We start from the raw sequence: 18,003 nt of genomic DNA, 5'->3' as shown, positions 1-18,003 counted from the left end.
GGCCGTCCGCGCGGCCATCGGAAGGAGAGCCATGAAGACCGTCGTCATCGCCACGAACAACGCCCACAAGGTGTCCGAGATCCGCTCGGCGCTCGACTTCGAGGGCTGGGAGTTCCGCACGCTGTCCGAGGCGGGGCTTGTCTCCGACCCGGCAGAGGACGCCGACAGCTTCGAGGGCAACGGCCGCATCAAGGCCGCGGCGGCCCGCGCGGCGGCGCAGGCGGCGGGTCTTGCCTGCGCGGTGCTCGCCGATGACTCGGGCCTCGAGGTGGACGCGCTTAACGGCGCGCCCGGCGTGTACTCGTCGCGTTATGCAGGCGCCGACGGCGACGACGCGGCCAACAACGCGAAGCTGCTCGCCGAGCTGGCGGAGGTGCCCGACGGGAAGCGCACGGCCCGGTTCGCCTGCACCCTCGTGTTCATCGACGAGGACGGCACCGAGACGGTGGCCCGCGGCACCGTAGAGGGCTCCATTGGCCGCGAGGCGCGCGGCGAGGAGGGCTTCGGCTACGACCCGCTGTTCTTCCCCGATGCCTTCGGCGGAGAACGTACCCTGGCCGAGGTGGGCCAGGCGGAGAAGAACGCCATCTCGCATCGGGGATGCGCCCTGCGCGCTCTGCGCGACAAATTGGCGGGGGCGTAGGCACACCCGGGCGCGCCCGTCTCTCAGGGAGGGACGGGAGGTATTCGGAGGATTCTGAGCCTGCGGGACTTGACTTATAGCCTACTCCATATGGTCTAATTGACAAGCAGTCTGCGAGAGTGGCTGAATGCAGCTCCTGCGTTGAAAGGGACCAGATGAAGATCGCGGAAGTCAGCAAGCGCTACGGTGTCTCCACCGATACGCTGCGCTATTACGAGCGCATCGGCCTGTTGCGCCATGTGCCCCGCAACAGCAGCGGCATCCGCGACTACGACGAGGCCAGCTGCAACGCGGTGGAGTTCGTCAAGTGCATGCGCGACGCCGGCATGTCCATCGAGTCGCTCGTGGAGTACATGGAGCTCATCGACCAGGGCGATGGCACGCGGGAGGCCCGCAAGGAGCTGCTTGCCCGCCAGAGCGTCGCCATTCGCGAGCGCATCGCCGATCTGGAGCGCGCCCTGGAGCGCTTGCAGTACAAGATCGACCACTACGACGACATCATGGCCGACAGCGAGCGGGCCCTGCGCCCCGAGGAGTAGAACGCGGCTTCCGCAAGGGCCTCGGCATCCCCGCGCTTCCCGCCCCGGATCCCGGGGCGTTTTGCTCTGTTCTTTCGGTTTGCTTCCCCCGTCCTCTGTTCTTTTCTGGACATGGAGTCAACTCCAACCTTTATCATAGCTGCGACAAGATCGGCCGGTGCGGCCGATATGGTTCGCTGGGAAGAAAGGCACGCCCCGTGGATATCGATTGCAGCGGTTCCGTCCTCGACTTCGCCCGGCCCGACCTCGATCGGGCGGCCCGCCAAGGGGCGGGCGAGGTGATCTTCGGCGAGGGGAAGACCGCCGCCCAGATCGCCGCCATCGCCGCGGCGCTCATCGGGGGCGGTCAGGAGCGGGTGCTGGCCACGCGGGTGAGCGCCGAGAAGGCCCGGGCGGTGGCGGCGGCCTGGGAAGAGCGCGAGGCGGCGCGTCGGGTCGCGGGCTCGTCCTCGTTGGCGGCGGCTCTGGCGGCCCGGCCGGTGCCGCTTGTGTTTCACGAGGAGGCGCGGCTGCTCGTCTTCGGCGGCATGCCCGCGCCCGACGGCGACGGGCGCGTGGTGGTGGCCGCCGCCGGCACGAGCGATCTGCCCGTCGCCGAGGAGGCGGCGCTCACGGCGGAGTTCCTCGGCAACGAGGTGGATCGTCTCTACGATGTGGGCGTGGCCGGCATCCACCGCCTGCTCGACTGCGCCGACACCCTCGGGGCGGCCCGGGCGGTCGTGGCCGTGGCGGGCATGGAGGGGGCGCTCGCCAGCGTGGTGGGCGGTCTGGTGTCGTGCCCGGTCATCGCGGTACCCACCTCGGTGGGCTACGGGGCCTCCTTCGGGGGCATCGCGGCGCTTCTGGCCATGCTGAACTCGTGCGCGAGCGGCGTATCGGTCGTGAACATCGACAACGGCTTCGGCGCCGCCTTCCAGGCGAGCGCCATCAACCATTTGAACTCGCGCCAGGCGCGAGCGTGAAAGGCGCGAACATGACGAAGCTTCTGTATCTGGAATGCACCTCGGGCATCAGCGGCGATATGGCCGCAGCGGCCCTGCTGGACGCCGGCGCGCGGGAAGAGGTGGTGCGCGCGGCGCTCGAGAGCCTGGAGGTGGAGGGCTTCTCCGTCGAGATCACACGGGTGAGGAAGTCGGGCCTGGACGTGTGCGACTTCAACGTGGTGCTCGATGAGGCCCACGAGAACCACGACCACGACATGGTCTATCTGCACGGACGCGACCACAACCACGACCACGCGCACGATCATGGGCACGCGCACGGGCACGATCATGGGCATGGACACGACCATGGCCGCGTGCACGACCACGCCCATCATCACCGGGGGCCGCGCGAGATCGAGGCGATCATCGCGGGCGCGGCCATGACCGAGGGCGCCAAGGACATCGCCCGGCGCATCTTCGCCCTCGTGGCCGAAGCCGAGGCCCGGGCCCACGGGGTCGCCCTGGACGACGTGCACTTCCACGAGGTGGGGGCCGTGGACTCCATCGCCGACATCGTGGCCATCGCCGCGGCGGTGGACGATCTGGCGCCCGACGGCGTCGTCGTGGCCGATCTGCCCTGCGGCACGGGCACGGTGCGCTGCCAGCACGGCCTCATTCCCGTGCCGGCGCCCGCCACGGCCTTCATCGCCGAGGCCTGCGGGCTGCCCTTGACGCCGGTGGAGGTGGAAGGGGAGCTCGTCACGCCCACCGGGGCCGCGGTGGCCGGAGCGCTGCGCACCGCCGACGCGCTGCCCGAGCGCTTCGTCATCCGACGGGTCGGCATGGGCGCGGGCAAGCGGGCCTACGATACCCCCGGCATCCTGCGGGCCATGATCATCGAACCGCTCGCGTAAAAACCTATTGCTTTAGTACTCTACTGTGATAAAGTAACGGTATCGGCAGAAGCTGAGCCATCGGCCCGCGCGCCTTTGGGCGTCCGTCATGCCCCTGCGGCACCCCGCGACGCGGCACGGTCGTCGTGCCCTTGCGACGCGGCCGGGCCATCGCGTCCCCGCGGGCGCGCCCGGCGCGTCTCTGTCGATAATTCGCCTTTCGCCCGCTGCGGTGCGCAGGCGCGCCGCGAAAGCGGATAATGTGAGGGATTTCGTAAGGAACGCAGCGCGCCCGGCCCCGCCGGCGCGGGAAGGGAACGGTTCGTGAACGCAGTGACCCCATCGGGCTTCCGCGACGTGCTCGCCGAGGAGGCGCTCGCCCGCGAGGCCATCACCCGAGCGGTGGCAGACCTGTTCGCCGCGCGCGGCTATGTGCCCATCGAGACTCCCACCCTGGAGGTCATGGACGTCATGAGGGCGGGAGGGCGCATGCCCGCATCCCCCTTCAAGTTCTTCGACTCCCACGACGATCTGCTGGCCATGCGCCCGGATGTCACCCTGCAGATCGCCCGGGCCTGCGCCACGCGCATGGCCGCCGAGGAAGGTCCGCTGCGCTTCCGCTACACCCAGCGCGTCTTCCGCGAGACCGAGACCGACAACCAGGCGCTCGCCCGCGAGCTCACCCAGTGCGGCGTGGAGTGCATCGGCCAGGCGGGGCCCGGCACCGATGCCGAGATCATCGCCTTGTTCGCCGAGGCCCTCGTGCTCGCCGGCGTGCGCGATTTCACGTTGGGGCTTGCCACGGTGGGCGTGCTGCGGGCGCTCCTCGAGCGCTCCGGGGGCGCCGAGCCGTGGAAGGCGGCGGTGCTCGAGGCCTATCACGACTCCGACTTCGTGGCGCTCGACCGCCTCTGCGCCGCGGCCGTGGGTGTGAGGCCCGAGGACGGGGCGGAGGTGCCCGAGCCGGGCAACGCGGCCCCGGCCTACGCCGACGCCATCGCGCGCCTCGCCCGCATCCGCGGCGGCCAGGAGGCCATCGACGAGGTGCGCGCGCTCGTGTCGCCTTTGGGCTGCGTGGCCGATCTGGACGAGTTCCAGGCCATCTACGACCAGCTCGTCGGGGAGGGCCTCGGCGAGCGGATCCTCGTGGACTTCTCAGTGGTGAGCTCGTTCAACTACTACACGGGCATGGTCTTCGAGGCCGCCTCGCCCCATCTGGGGGCCCCGCTCGGCTCCGGGGGGCGCTACGATCGCATGATCGGCGCCTACGGTACCGACCGGCCGGCCGCCGGCTTTGCCTTCTACCTGGAACAGGCCATGGCCGCCGCCTCCGCCGAGGCCGACCTTCCCGCCGATGCGGCCACGCGCCCGCTGCGCATCGCCGTTCCGAAGGGCTCGCTCAACGCCGAGGCCATCGCGTGTCTGGCCGAGGCGGGTCTCGACACCACGGGGCTCGACGCGCCGGGCCGCTCGCTCGTCATCTCGAACCCGGGGGTCGACTACATCATCGTGAGGCCCTCCGACGCGCCGGTGTTCGTGGCCCTGGGCGCTGCCGACTGCGGCATTTGCGGCAAGGACTCGCTTTTGGAAGTGGGCGCCGACGTAGTGGAGCTCGTGGATTTGCGCTTCGGCGGCTGCCGCTTCGTGGTGGCCGAGTCGGCCGGAACGAGCGCCGCCATCGAGGATCGCTACCGCAAGCTCGGCAGCATGCGCATCGCCACGAAGTACCCCTCCATCACCCGGGCGCACTTCGCGCGGACGGGCACCCAGGTGGAGATCGTGTATTTGCACGGCAACGTTGAGCTGGCCCCCATGGTGGGCCTCGCCGAGCGCATCGTGGACATCACGGCTACGGGCACCACCCTTGCCGAGAACAACCTGGAGATCGTCGAGGAGGTGCTGGCCTCCACGGCCCGCTTCTTCGCCAACGGCTGCGCCCTGCGCACCGACGAGCGCATCGTGGGCCTCGCCCGCGCCCTGGCCGAGAATGCCCCGAAGCACACCTACGCGCCCATCGCCGGCGCGGTACATCCCGCCCGCTAACCTACCGAAGGAGAAACCCATGACCATGCGACGCATCGACCTGAAGCCCCTGGAGCCGTTCACCCCCGACTTCATCGACCGCACCGGCGCCTTCAACCCCGGCGCGCTCACGGCGGCCACCGCCATCATCGAGCAGGTGCGAAAGGAGGGCGATGCGGCCCTGCGCGCGCTTACCGAGAAGTTCGACGGCGTGGCCATCGACGACTTCCGCGTGCCCGAGAGCGCCATCGATGAGGCCGTGGCCTCCTGCGATCCCGAGACCATCGACGCGCTCAAGCACGCCGCGGCCCAGATCCGCGACTTCCACGAGCGCCAGAAGCAGCAGAGCTGGTTCTTCGCCCGGGAAGACGGCGCCATCGTGGGCTCGAAGGTGACCCCGCTCGACTCGGTGGGCATCTACGTGCCGGGCGGTCGGGCGCTCTATCCCTCCACGGTGCTCATGAACGCCCTGCCGGCCCAGGTGGCCGGGGTGGAGCGCATCGTGTGCGTGACGCCGCCGACCAAGGACGGCACGCTGGATGCCACGGTTCTCGCCGCCTGCAAGATCGCCGGCGTGACCGAGATCTACACGGTGGGCGGCGCCCAGGCGGTGGCGGCGCTCGCCTACGGCACCGAGACCATCCGCCCCGTGGCCAAGATCACCGGCCCGGGCAACGCCTTCGTGGCCGCGGCGAAGAAGCTCGTGTCGGGAGACGTGGGCATCGACATGATCGCCGGCCCCTCCGAGGTATGCGTGGTGGCCGACGAGACCGCCGAGCCTGCCATGGTGGCCATCGATCTCATGGCCCAGGCCGAGCACGACCCGCTGGCGGCCTGCTACCTGGTCACGTTCTCGGACGCCTATGCCGACGAGGTGGAGGCGGCCATCGCCGACCACATGACCCGCACCACTCGCGCCGACATCACCCGCGCCTCTTTGGACGACCACGGCCTCATCGTGGTGTGCACCTCTATGGAGCAGGCCTTAGAGGCGGTGAACGTCATCGCCCCGGAGCATTTGGAGATGCACGTGGCCCACGCGATGGAATACCTCGGCTCCATCCGCAACGCCGGCGCGATTTTCCTGGGCGAGTGGACTCCCGAGGCCGTGGGCGACTACGTGGCCGGCCCCAACCACACGCTACCCACCGGCGGCACGGCCCGCTACGCCTCGCCGCTTTCCGTGGACGACTACGTGAAGAAGTCCTCCATCATCCAGTACACGCCGGCGGCTCTGAAGCACGACGCCCGCGCCGTGGTGCAGATCGCCACCCACGAGGGACTGTGGGCGCACGCCCAGTCGGTGGCCCTGCGCCTGCGCGCGCTCTTGGACGCCGAGCAGGCGAGCGTGGCCGGCGCCTCGGCTCCGGCGGGCGTGGATGCGGGCGAGGCTGCGAAGGACGGGGCCGATGAATAGGGTGCGCGCGGCGGCTCCCCAGCTTGAGGGGCTTGAGCCCTACGACCCGAAGTACCTGCCGGCCCGGGCGTTCCTCTCGGCCAACGAGAACCCGCGCGACGTGGATGCCGAGCTGCGCGAGCTCATTGCCCGCGCAATCGCCCAGGTGCCCTTCAACCGCTACCCCGATCCGCTCGCCAACGGGCTGCGCGACATGATCGCCGAAGCCAACGGGCTCGATCGCTCCTGCGTGCTTTTGGGCAACGGGGGAGACGAGCTCCTGTTCGATCTGGCGCTCGCCTGGGGAGGGCCGGGGCGCACCTGCCTGAACTTCCCGCCCACGTTCTCGGTGTACGCGGCCAACGCGCGCCTTACGAACACGACGGTGGTGGACATCGCGCGCACCGAGGACTTCGCCATCGACGAGGAGGCGACCTTCGAGCGTCTGGCCGAGGGCGACATCGACTACGTCATCGTGGCGAGCCCGAACAACCCCACGGGCCTGCGCTGCCCCCAGGACTTCCTCGAGCGGCTGCTCGATGCCACCGATGCGCTCGTGATGGTGGACGAGGCCTACTTCGAGTTCTCCCGCCAGACCTGCCGCCCGCTTCTGGCCGCCCACGAGAACCTGGTCATCCTGCGCACGTTCTCGAAGGCGTTCTCGCTCGCCGGGGTGCGCCTCGGCTACATTCTGGCGAACCCGGGCGTCATCCGCGAGTTCGTGAAGGTGCGCCAGCCCTACTCGGTGGACGCGGTGTCCCAGGCTATCGGGGAAGTGGTCTACGAGAACCGCTCCCGCTTCGAGCCCGGCATCCGCGAGATCATCGAGGAGCGCGGGCGCGTGATGGAGGCGCTGCGCACCACGGTCGGCGTGCGCGTGTGGCCGTCGGATTCCAACTGGATCCTGTTCCGCATGGACGATGCGAGTGAGGCCTGGGCCTATCTGTACGACAACGGCGTGCTCGTGCGCGACTTCTCGTCCACGCCGCTTTTGGAGGACTGCCTGCGCGTGACCATCGGCACGCCCGAGCAGAACGACGAGTTCATCCGGCTTCTGCGGGCCTTTACGGCCGAGCGGGGCCAGGCCCGCGCCCGGTCGGCGCGGGTGTGAGGGAAGGAGCGCTCATGGAGAGGACGGCGACGGTAAGCCGCGCCACGGCCGAGACCGACATCGAGGTGACGGTGAACCTGGACGGCAGCGGCCGGGCCGAGGTGAGCACCGGCATCGGCTTTTTCGACCACATGCTCACGGCGTTTGCCCGTCATGGCCGCATCGATCTGGCGGTGCGCGTGGCGGGGGACTTGCAGGTGGACGGCCACCACACGGTGGAGGATGCGGGCATCGTGATCGGCCAGGCGCTGGCCGAGGCTTTAGGGGATAAGGCCGGCATTACGCGCTACGGGAGCGCGTTTGTGCCCATGGACGAGGCGCTCGTGCTGGCGGCCCTCGATATCTCCGGGCGCGGGCAGCTGCACTGGGCCGTGGAGGTGCCCTTCGGCATGGTGGGCGACTTCGACACCCAGCTGGCCCGCGAGTTCTTCATCGCCCTGGCCGCCAACGCCGGCATTACCCTGCACGTGCGGCAGCAGGCCGGCGACAACGTGCACCATATCTTCGAGGCCGCCTTCAAGGCCGCAGGCCGCGCCCTGCGCCAGGCCGTGGCCATCGATGCGGCCCTTGCCGGCGAGGTGCCCTCCACGAAGGGGTGCCTGTAGCCATGGCCATCGTCGTTGTGGACTATCACAAGGGGAATCTGCTCTCGGTGGAGCGGGGGCTGGCGGGCGCGGGGGCCGAGGTCGTCGTGAGCGACGAACCGGCCGTCATCCGCACCGCCGACGCGCTCGTGCTGCCCGGGGTGGGGGCCTTTGCCGATGCGGCGGCCGCGCTGGATGCGCTGGGCCAGCGCGCGGCCATCGTGGAGGTGGTTGAGGCCGGCGCGCCTTTCCTCGGTATCTGCCTCGGCATGCACCTCATGTTCGATGCCGGCACCGAGCATGCGCCCGAAGGCGGCCTCCTGCCCCGCGGCCTTGGCTTCATTCCGGGCACGGTGGATGCTATGCCCCGTGTGGATGCGGCCGGGCGTGCCTACAAGGTGCCCCATGTGGGATGGAACTCGGTGGAGTTTGCCGAGCCGAACCCGCTGTTCGAGGGGCTGGCGCCGGGCGAGTTCTTCTACTTCACCCACAGCTTCGCCGCGCCGGCGAGCGCGGCCACCGTGGCCGAGACCGTGCACTCCGTGACGTTCCCGAGTGCTGTGCAGGTGCCGGGGCGCCCCGTGTGGGGCGTGCAGTTCCACCCCGAGAAGAGCTCGGATGCCGGCGCGCGCATGCTCGCCAACTTCGTAACCGTTGCCCGCACGGCGCCCCGCGCGGACGCCGTCGTGGGAAACTGAGCGCGGAAGCATTCCCGTCAAGCAATCCTCTGAAGGAGCCGATCATGTACCTTTTGCCCGCTATCGATATTCTGGACGGTCGCGCCGTGCGCCTGGCCCGTGGCGATTACGACGCCGTCACCGTGTACCACGACGACCCGGCGCTGCAGGCCCAGCTGTTCGAGGAGGACGGCGCCACGTGGCTGCATGTGGTAGACCTCGACGGCGCGAAGTCGGGCAACCCCGACAACATCGAGGTGGTGCGCCGCATCCTGGCGCGCACGAAGCTTTCCGTGGAAGTGGGCGGCGGCGTGCGCTCGCTCGAGGCGGCCGATCGCCTGCTGGACGCGGGGGCGACCCGCGTCATTCTGGGCACCGCGCTCGTGCGCGACCCCGACTTCGCCCAGGCCGCCATCGAGAAGTTCGGCCCCGACGCGCTCGTGGCCGGCATCGACGCGAAGGCCGGCGAGGCCGCCGTGGCCGGCTGGACCGAGGGCTCCGGCATGCCGGCGCTGGATCTGGCGGCGCGCATGGCCGACTTGGGCTATGAGCACATCGTGTATACCGACATCGCCCGCGACGGCATGCAGACCGGTGTGGATCCGCATGCCTACGCGGACGTCGCCGAGGCCTTCCGCAACCCGGTCATCGTGTCCGGCGGCATAGCCACCGCGGCCGACATTGTGGCACTTGCGCCCATTGCCGACGCGGTGGAGGGCGTCATCGCCGGCCGCGCCATTTACGAGGGAACGCTCTCGGTGGCCGACGGCGTGGCCGCCTGCCAGGGAACCTACCAGGTGAGCGATGCTTTGGAAGCGGAGGAGCGCCCGCTGACCATCGAGGATTTGGAAGCCTAGCAGAAAAGGAAGAGCAGCCCGCGCGATGGCGGATGCCTTGACCGAGCGAGTTCCGCAGCGACTGGAAATGCCCTGTGGGCATTTCCACAAAGCGAGGACTGTCTGAGCGAATCAAGACGTCCGCCATCGCGTGGGCGGACAGGTTGGAAAGACCATGCTGACAAAACGAGTGATACCTTGCCTGGACGTGAAGGACGGGCGCGTGGTGAAGGGCGTGAACTTCGTGGGCCTGCGCGATGCGGGCGATCCCATCGAGCTCGCGCGGGCCTACGACGAGCAGAAGGCCGACGAGGTCATCTTCTTGGACATCACGGCCACGAGCGACGATAGGGCCACCACGGTGGAACTCGCGAGCCATGCCTCGGCCGAGCTGCATTTGCCCTACTGCGTGGGCGGAGGCTTCCGCAGCGTGGCCGATATCCGCCGCATGATCGCCGCCGGCGCCGACAAGGTGTCGGTGAACTCGGCGGCCGTGGCCAACCCGGCGCTCATCGAGGAGGCGGCCCGGGCCTTCGGCACCCAGGCCGTCGTGGTGGCCATCGACGCGAAGGCGGTGGCGGGCAACCCCAACAAGTGGGAGGTCTACGTGGCCGGCGGCCGCAAGAACACCGGTATCGATGTGGTGGACTGGGCGCGCGAGGCGGCCCGGCGCGGCGCGGGGGAGATCCTGCTCACGAGCATGGACCGCGACGGCAGCCGCGACGGCTTCGACTGCCATCTCACGCGCAGCGTGGCCCGGGCCGTGGACATCCCGGTCATCGCGAGCGGCGGCGTGGGCAAGCTGGAGCACTTCGCCGAGGGCATCATCGAGGGCGAGGCCGACGCGGTGCTCGCCGCGAGCGTCTTCCATTTCGGCGAGCTCACCGTGCGCCAGGTGAAGGAGTCCATGCGCGCTGCGGGCATTCCCGTGCGCCTGTAGGAGGAGCCTGTGAATCTTCCCGAACTGAAATACAACGAGGCGGGGCTCATTCCCTGCATCGTGCAGGATGCCGATACGGGCGAGGTGCTCATGATGGCGTGGATGAACGCCGAATCGCTCGCGCTTACCCTGGAGCGCGGCGAGACCGTGTTCTGGTCCCGCAGCCGGCGCGAGCTGTGGCACAAGGGCGCGACGAGCGGCAACACCCAAAAGCTCGTGGATCTGCGCTACGACTGCGACGCCGACACGCTGCTGGCCCTCGTGCATCCGGCCGGGCCCGCCTGCCACACCGGCGCGCGCACCTGCTTCTACCGCTCGCTTACGGGGGAGTGAGGCGCCTTCTCCGAAACCCTCGCGGATAGCGGAAATTACGCGCGCTCGCTGGTTTTTCTTGTACGGCGGGAAAAGTTGCGCTACTATGATTCCAGCTCTGAACTTGCATCAGAGGCGTGCACCTCGTTTTCATTCCCCCTTTTCCGTATCCTATCTCTCAACGTTCTCGCGGACTGGGCTTTTCGGTGCGTACCGCCTTCGGTTCGGATGCCGATCCCCATATGTCTGTAAACCTCAAGAAGGAGGATGAACGTGAAGTTTTTCCTGGATACGGCCGATCTCGCCGAGATCGAGGAAGCCGCCAGCTGGGGCGCGCTCGCGGGCGTGACCACCAACCCGACGCTGTACTCGCGCATCGGCGGCAAGCTGGACGACTTCCATAACCACATCAAGCGCATCTGTGACATCGTGGGGCCGGACTGCCCGGTGTCCGCCGAGTCCGTGGCCATGACCCGCGACGAGATCGTGCGCGACGGCCGCGAGCTGGCGAAGATCGCCCCCAACGTCGTGGTGAAGATCCCCACCATGGTGGAGGGCCTGGCCGCCACGCGCGCGCTGGCCGACGAGGGCATTCCGGTGAACATGACGCTCTGCTTTACCGTGCCCCAGGCCATTTTGGCCGCCCGTGCCGGCGCCCGCTACATCTCGCCGTTCGTGGGCCGCTTCGACGACATCTCCGAGGACGGCCTGGCCCAGCTCGAGGACGTGGTGACCGCCATCGGCAACTACGATTTCGCGGCCGATACCGTCAACGGCGAGAAGATCGAGATCATCGCCGCCTCCATCCGCAGCGCCAACCATGTGACCCAGGCGGCGCTCATGGGCGCCGACATCGCCACGGTGCCCTTCGGCATCCTGAAGAAGTGCGTGTCCCACCCGCTGACCGATCGCGGCCTGGAGTCGTTCCTTAAGGACTGGGAGAAGGTTCAGAACGCATGAGTGAGGCCGAGGAGAACCAGATGACCATTGCCGACGCCCTGGAGGCGTCGGCCGAGAAGCCCCGCCGCGGCCGTCCGCGCAAGAAGGCCGCCGATGAGGCGGCTGCCGAGGGCGCGGCTGAAGCGTCCGAGGCGCCGGCGAAGAAGACGACGCGCCGCCGCACGGCCAAGGCCGATGCTGCTGAGGCCGAGGCCGTTCCCGCGGCCGATGCCGAGGCCCCCAAACCCCGGCGCACCCGCAAGAAGGCCGACGCCGAGATTGCGGCACCGGCAGAGGCCGCGGGGGATTCCGCAGATGAGGCCGAGAAGCCCCGTCGGGGCCGCCCGCGCAAGAAGGCCGCTGATGCCGAGGGCACCGAGGCCCCTGCGGCCGATGATGTGAAGAGCGGAGAGGCGGCCAAGGCCGAGGAGGCCGGCGAGGGCGCCTCGAAGAAGGGCCAGAACCGCACCGCCGTCGTGCGCAAGCACACCCGCGGCGAGGGCGACTCCCGCGCCGAGCAGCGCCGCCAGAACGGCCAGAGCAACCAGAACGGCGGCCAGGGCAAGAACGGCCAGGGCAACGGCAAGAAGAACAGCCAGAACAACCACGACCGCAACAACCGCCGCCAGCGCCACGAGAACCGCAACCGCGAGCCGCAGCCTTCCGTGACCAAGGAAGAGCTGGCCGAGCTCAAGGTGGCCGATCTGCGCGCGAAGGCGGCCGAGCTGGGCGTCGACGGCGCGAGCCTGAAGAAGGCCGAGCTCGTGGACGCGGTGTACGAGGCCACCTGCAAGGCCGAGGGTTTCACCGAGGTCACCGGCGTGCTCGACATCATGGGCGACGGCTACGGCTTCCTGCGCACTTCCGGCTACCTGCCCGGCGAGAACGACATCTACGTGGGGCTCGCCACCATCCGCAAGAACGGCCTGCGCAAGGGCGACATGGTGTCCGGCATCACCCGCCCGGCGCGTCCCAACGACAAGTTCGCCGCCCTGCAGAAGGTGACCGCCGTGAACGGCCGCGCGCCGGAGCTTATGGCCCTGCGCCCGAAGTTCTCCGAGCTCACGCCCATCTTCCCCGACGAGCGCCTGTGGATGGAGCACGGCAAGAACACCACCACGGCCCGCGTCATCGACCTGACGGCGCCCATCGGCAAGGGCCAGCGCGGCCTTATCGTGTCGCCGCCGAAGGCCGGCAAGACCACGGTTTTGAAGGACATCGCCGCGGCCATCACCGCCAACAACCCCGAGGTGCACCTCATGTACCTGGGCATCGACGAGCGTCCCGAGGAGGCCACCGACATGGAGCGCTCCATTCGCGGCGAGGTGGTTTCCTCCACCTTCGACATGCCCTCCGAGAACCACATCCAGGTGGCCGAGCTCGTCATCGAGCGGGCGAAGCGCTTGGTGGAGGAGGGCAAGGACGTGGTCATCCTGCTGGATTCCATCACCCGCCTGGCCCGCGCCTACAACCTGGCGCAGCCCGCGAGCGGCCGCATCCTGTCCGGCGGCGTGGACTCCACGGCGCTCTACCCGCCCAAGCGCTTCCTCGGCGCCGCCCGCAACATCGAGAACGGCGGCAGCCTCACCATTCTGGCCTCGGCCCTCATCGAGACGGGCTCGAAGATGGACGAGGTGATCTTCGAGGAGTTCAAGGGCACCGGCAACATGGAGCTCAAGCTCGACCGCAACCTGGCCGACCGCCGCATCTTCCCGGCCATCGACCCCATCTCCTCGGGCACCCGCAAGGAGGAGCTGCTGCTGGAGGGCCAGGAGGCGCCGCTCATCTGGGCCGTGCGCCGCATCCTGTCGAACACGAACTCCACCGAGCGCGCCATGGACATGCTCATCAAGTCGCTGAAGCAGACGAACTCCAACCAGGAGTTCCTCATCCGCACGGCGAAGAAGGCCCAGACCCAGCAGGGCCGCTCCGACGACAACTTCGAGCTGTAAAGGAAACGGGTTCACTCCATGACCGATCAGAACCAGTGGCAGAACAGCGCCTGGGGCACCGGGCAGCCCCAGGGCCAGCCGCAGCCCTCGGCCGGCGTCGGCGCGCCCGCCGGGTACACCGCCCAGCCCCCGACCCAGGCCGCCTACGCGACACCGCAGCCGACCTACGCGGCCCCGACGGCCCCGGTGCCGGCGCCCAAGCGGCGCGGCTGGATCGTGGGCCTTGCCGCCGTGCTCGCGTTCTTCATCCTGGGCGTGGCATCCATCACCTCGTGCACGGCGGTGATGACTTCCTCCATGGGCGCGTTCTCCTACGAGTCGCCCTCGTGGGCCGATACGGTCACGGGCGATACCGTGGGCATCATCAACATCGACGGCACCATCCAGTACGACGGCACCACGTCGAGCCCCGAGGGCCTGGCCGCCCAGCTGGATGCCGCCGCGGCGAACCCGCATATCAAGGCCGTGGTGCTGCGGGTCGATTCCGGGGGAGGGGTGGCCACGGCCGGCGAGGAGATGAGCCGGTATGTGCGCGACTTCCCCAAGCCCGTGGTGGTGTCCTGCGCCTCCATGGACGCGAGCGCCGCCTACATGATCTCCTCCCAGGCCGACTACATCTTCGCCGCGCAGACCTCGGCGGTGGGCTCCATCGGCGTCATCATGCAGGTGACCGACCTGTCGGGCCTCTACGAGAAGCTCGGCATCTCGGTGGACAACATCACCTCGGCCGACTCGAAGGACTCGAGCCAGGGCACCCGCCCCCTCACCGAGGAGGAGCGCGCCTACTTCCAGGCCCAGGTGGACCAGATCAACGACGTGTTCATCAAGACGGTGGCCGAGGGGCGCGGCATGACCGAGGACGAGGTGCGCGCTTTGGCCACGGGGCTCACCTTCACCGGCATCGACGGGGTGGAGAACGGCCTGGTGGACGAGATCGGCACCTTGGAGATGGCCGTGGCGAAGGCCTGCGAGCTGGCGGGCGTTCCCGATGCGGATACCGTGTACATGCAGTCGTCCACGAGCGATCTGTCGCGCCTGCTGGATATCATGGGCGAGACGAGGGAGGACGAGTTGACCCAGGCCCTGAAGGAGTTGGAGAACCGTGGCGGACTTGAATAGCAGACCCCGGGTGACGTGGCCGGCCCGCGCCGTGGTGACGGCGGGCATGCCCTACGGCAACAAGCCCCTGCACTTCGGGCACATCGGCGGCGTGTTCGTGCCGGCCGACGCCTTCGCCCGCTTTTTGCGCGACCGCATCGGCGCCGAGAACGTGCGCTTCGTCTCGGGCACCGACTGCTTCGGCAGCCCCATCAACGAGGGATACCGCAAGCTCGTGGAGGCCGGCGAGTTCTCGGGCACCATCGCCGACTACGTGCTCGCGAACCACGAGCGCCAGAAGGCCACGCTCGAGGCGTTCCAGGTGAGCCTGGACATCTACGAGGGCAGCGGCATCGGGCACGCGGGCGACGTGCACCAGGTGATCACCGACCAGTTCATCGAGCGTCTGCACGAGAGCGGGCATTTGAAGCTCGATTCCACCCTGCAGTTCTACGACGCCGAGGCGGCCACCTTCCTGAACGGCCGCCAGGTGCAGGGGCGCTGTCCCGTGCAGGGCTGCAAGTCCGAGCACGCCTACGCCGACGAGTGCGATTTAGGCCACCAGTACGCGCCGGCCGACCTCATCGCGCCGGTGTCCACGCTCACGGGCGCCACGCCCGAGATGCGCCCGGTGGAGAACTGGTACTTCGATCTGCCCGGCTTCGAGGGCTTCCTCAAGGACTACGTGGAGCAGCTGAAGGCCGATCCCGAGGTGCGCCCCGTGGTGGTGAAGGCCATCGACGAGTTTCTGGCGCCCCCGGTCATCTTCGTGAAGAACGAGCACGCGGCCGATTATGAGGCCCTGGCCGCCACGCTGCCGCCCCATACGTATCGCGACGCCGAGAAGGGCAAGCAGTCCTTCGAGATCGAGTTCGCCACCATCGGCGAGCGCGACGAGGCCCGCGCGGCCCTGGCCGCCGCCGGCATTCGGTTCCGTACCTCCAAGACCCTCGTGCCCTTCCGCATCACCGGAAACATCGAGTGGGGCGTGCGCGCCCCGGTGATCGACGACGTGGAGGGGCTCACCGTGTGGTGCTGGCCCGAGTCTCTCTGGGCGCCCATCTCGTTCACCATCACGGTGAACGACGAGCGGGGGCTGCCGCGCACGAGCTGGCGCGACTTCTGGTGCTCCGACGATGCGCGCGTGTACCAGTTCATCGGCCAGGACAACCTGTACTTCTACGGTGTGGCCCAGCCGGCCTTGTGGGAGGCGCTGCGCCCGGGCGGCCTGTTCGAGGAGGGCCCCGACTCGCAGATGCGCCAGACCACGCTCATCGCCAACCACCATATGCTGTTCGGCAAGAAGAAGGCCTCCTCGTCGGGTGCGGTGAAGCCGCCCACCGGCGAGCAGCTGCTGGAGCACTACACCCCCGAGCAGCTGCGCGCGCACTTCTTGGCCCTCGGGCTCGATCAGAAATCGGTCGGCTTCTCGCCGAAGCCCTTCGACCCTGACCCGGCCAAGCGCGACGACCCGCGCGTGGCCGACCCGGTGCTCAAGGAGGGCGCGCTGCTCACCAACGTGTTCAACCGCCTGGCCCGCAGCTGCTTCTACGAGGCCGGCAAGAACTTCGACGGCTGCATGCCCCTGGGAGCCGTGACGCCCGAGGTGCGCCGTCGGGCCTTCGAGGCGTTGCGCGATTACGAGGAGCGCATGCACAAGGTGGAGCTGCACCGCGTGATGTCGGTGTGCGACGAGTTCATCCGCTGGGCGAACAAGTGGTGGGCCGATGGCATCAAGGCGGCCGAGGTCGCCGATGACGACGCGGCGCGCCGCCAGGTGCTCGCCGACTCGTTCTACCTGCTGCGCGTGGCCTGCCTGCTCATGCACCCCATCGTGCCGGCGGGCTGCGAGAAGATCTGCGACTACCTGAGCTTCGACTTCGCCGACTTCTTCAGCTGGAACTACGACTTCGACTCTAACGACGAGCTGTGCCCGGCCATCGAGATCGACGCCGGCGTCCACCGCGTCCACGAGCTGCCCCCGCGCTTCGACTTCTTCCGCAAGCACGAGAGCCAGTACAAGTAGGGGACTCTTCGGCTGGCCGTGTCGCGGCACGCCATTTGAGGGCGGCCCGCTTGTACGGTAGCCCGTGTTTCCCGCTTTCTTTGCGCAATCCCTTGCACTTGCGGGGGATTGTGCTATTTTAGACAGGCTGTGTCTGCGAGGGTCGTAAGATGCAGCGGCAACTATCACACATGCTCGGGCGACCGGCACCGCGAGTGGCCACCGGAAAAAGGCTGCGGTACGCTGGGATGACCTCGGGCAGAGGACTAACGAATGGAGTGAACATGACGAAAGTCAGCATTACCACGCTGCTCGATGCCGGCGCGCATTTCGGGCATCAGACCCGCCGCTGGAACCCCAAGATGAAGCCGTATATCTTCGGCAGCCGCGGGGATATCTACATCATCGACCTGAAGCAGACCCTCTACGGGCTCGATTCCGCCTACACCTTCGTGAGCAACCTGACCCGCAAGGGCGGCACGGTGCTGTTCGTGGGCACCAAGAAGCAGGCCCAGGAGGCCGTGTCCGAGGCCGCCAACCGCTGCGGCATGCCCTACGTGAACGCCCGCTGGCTCGGCGGCATGCTCACCAACTTCGCCACCATCCGCACCCGTGTGCGCCGCATGGAGGAGCTGGAGGCCATGGACGCCGACGGCCGCATGGCGCTGCTGCCCAAGAAGGAGCAGATCCTGCTGCACAAGGAGCTCGCCAAGCTGCAGACCAACCTCAACGGCATCCGCAACATGAAGAAGGTGCCCGACGCCATCTTCGTGATCGACACCAACCGCGAGGGCATCGCCCTGCACGAGGCCCATCGCCTGAACATCCCCGTGGTGGGTACCCTGGACACCAACTGCGACCCCGATGACGTGGACTACGGCATCCCGGCCAACGACGACGCCATCCGCTCCGTGCGCCTGCTCGCCGACTTCATGGCCGACGCCGTGATCGCCGGCACCGGCGCCGATGTGACCGCCGCCGAGATGGCCGGCGAGGCCGCTGCCGCCGACGCCGTGGCCGAGGTGGCCGTTGAGGCCGCTGCCGATGTGGCCGAGGGCGCGGGCGCCGAGGTTGCCGCCGACGTGGTGGCCGACGCCGTTTCCGAGTAAGCAAACTCTCCCATTCCCTAAGGA

The 18,003-nt window shown here is 68.5% G+C and carries 17 protein-coding genes; all 17 read left to right on the top strand.

Annotated features, from left to right (window positions below):
- Positions 1-31 precede the first annotated feature (31 nt).
- The 17 genes from rdgB to rpsB all read left to right on the top strand — a co-directional run bounded on the left by rdgB (position 32) and on the right by rpsB (position 17,979).
- Positions 32-643 (top strand): RdgB/HAM1 family non-canonical purine NTP pyrophosphatase, encoded by a 612-nt coding sequence (rdgB, locus tag Q5064_RS04390; protein WP_302962602.1) that lies wholly within the window; start codon positions 32-34, stop codon positions 641-643.
- Between the two features lie 155 nt (positions 644-798).
- Positions 799-1,182, top strand: a complete 384-nt coding sequence (locus tag Q5064_RS04385; protein WP_302962600.1) for a MerR family transcriptional regulator — start codon at positions 799-801, stop codon at positions 1,180-1,182.
- Between the two features lie 197 nt (positions 1,183-1,379).
- Complete coding sequence (larB, locus tag Q5064_RS04380) at positions 1,380-2,144, top strand: nickel pincer cofactor biosynthesis protein LarB (protein WP_302962598.1); 765 nt, start codon at positions 1,380-1,382, stop codon at positions 2,142-2,144.
- Between the two features lie 11 nt (positions 2,145-2,155).
- Entirely contained in the window at positions 2,156-3,019 is an 864-nt protein-coding gene (locus Q5064_RS04375; RefSeq protein ID WP_302962596.1) for a LarC family nickel insertion protein, read from the top strand.
- Between the two features lie 303 nt (positions 3,020-3,322).
- Positions 3,323-5,041: an ATP phosphoribosyltransferase gene (gene hisG, locus Q5064_RS04370; RefSeq protein WP_302962594.1), complete on the top strand. Its 1,719-nt coding sequence runs from the start codon at positions 3,323-3,325 to the stop codon at positions 5,039-5,041.
- Between the two features lie 19 nt (positions 5,042-5,060).
- Positions 5,061-6,437 carry a histidinol dehydrogenase gene (gene hisD / locus Q5064_RS04365; RefSeq protein WP_302962592.1) on the top strand — a complete coding sequence of 459 codons (1,377 nt, stop codon included), beginning with the start codon at positions 5,061-5,063 and terminating at the stop codon, positions 6,435-6,437.
- Positions 6,430-7,527: a histidinol-phosphate transaminase gene (gene hisC, locus Q5064_RS04360; protein ID WP_302962590.1), complete on the top strand. Its 1,098-nt coding sequence runs from the start codon at positions 6,430-6,432 to the stop codon at positions 7,525-7,527. The genes hisD and hisC overlap by 8 nt, the downstream gene beginning before the upstream one ends.
- A gap of 14 nt (positions 7,528-7,541) precedes the next feature.
- Positions 7,542-8,132, top strand: a complete 591-nt coding sequence (gene hisB, locus Q5064_RS04355) for an imidazoleglycerol-phosphate dehydratase HisB (protein WP_302962588.1) — start codon at positions 7,542-7,544, stop codon at positions 8,130-8,132.
- 2 nt (positions 8,133-8,134) lie between these two features.
- A complete protein-coding gene (hisH, locus tag Q5064_RS04350; RefSeq protein WP_302962587.1) occupies positions 8,135-8,809 on the top strand; it encodes an imidazole glycerol phosphate synthase subunit HisH in 675 nt (224 codons plus the stop codon).
- Between the two features lie 44 nt (positions 8,810-8,853).
- The gene (gene hisA, locus Q5064_RS04345) at positions 8,854-9,645 is read left to right on the top strand and encodes a 1-(5-phosphoribosyl)-5-[(5-phosphoribosylamino)methylideneamino]imidazole-4-carboxamide isomerase (RefSeq protein ID WP_302962586.1); all 792 of its coding nucleotides are present in this window, start codon (positions 8,854-8,856) and stop codon (positions 9,643-9,645) included.
- 154 nt (positions 9,646-9,799) lie between these two features.
- Positions 9,800-10,564 carry an imidazole glycerol phosphate synthase subunit HisF gene (hisF, locus tag Q5064_RS04340; RefSeq protein WP_302962584.1) on the top strand — a complete coding sequence of 255 codons (765 nt, stop codon included), beginning with the start codon at positions 9,800-9,802 and terminating at the stop codon, positions 10,562-10,564.
- A 9-nt stretch (positions 10,565-10,573) separates the two neighbouring features.
- Positions 10,574-10,897, top strand: a complete 324-nt coding sequence (hisI, locus tag Q5064_RS04335) for a phosphoribosyl-AMP cyclohydrolase (protein WP_302962583.1) — start codon at positions 10,574-10,576, stop codon at positions 10,895-10,897.
- 252 nt (positions 10,898-11,149) lie between these two features.
- A complete protein-coding gene (locus tag Q5064_RS04330) occupies positions 11,150-11,836 on the top strand; it encodes a transaldolase family protein (protein ID WP_302962581.1) in 687 nt (228 codons plus the stop codon).
- On the top strand, positions 11,833-13,767 hold the full coding sequence (gene rho / locus Q5064_RS04325) for a transcription termination factor Rho (RefSeq protein WP_302962579.1): 1,935 nt from the start codon (positions 11,833-11,835) through the stop codon (positions 13,765-13,767). Before Q5064_RS04330 ends, rho begins: the two co-directional genes overlap by 4 nt.
- An 18-nt stretch (positions 13,768-13,785) precedes the next feature.
- Positions 13,786-14,886, top strand: a complete 1,101-nt coding sequence (gene sppA / locus Q5064_RS04320; protein WP_302962576.1) for a signal peptide peptidase SppA — start codon at positions 13,786-13,788, stop codon at positions 14,884-14,886.
- Positions 14,870-16,891, top strand: a complete 2,022-nt coding sequence (locus Q5064_RS04315) for a class I tRNA ligase family protein (RefSeq protein ID WP_302962574.1) — start codon at positions 14,870-14,872, stop codon at positions 16,889-16,891. The genes sppA and Q5064_RS04315 overlap by 17 nt, the downstream gene beginning before the upstream one ends.
- Before the next feature lie 263 nt (positions 16,892-17,154).
- On the top strand, positions 17,155-17,979 hold the full coding sequence (rpsB, locus tag Q5064_RS04310; RefSeq protein ID WP_302962572.1) for a 30S ribosomal protein S2: 825 nt from the start codon (positions 17,155-17,157) through the stop codon (positions 17,977-17,979).
- Positions 17,980-18,003 lie beyond the last annotated feature (24 nt).

The organism is uncultured Adlercreutzia sp. (assembly GCF_958431955.1).
Lineage (GTDB): Bacteria > Actinomycetota > Coriobacteriia > Coriobacteriales > Eggerthellaceae > Adlercreutzia.
Note: the sequence above shows the minus strand (reverse complement) of the source record. Positions and strands in the feature narration are given on the sequence as shown.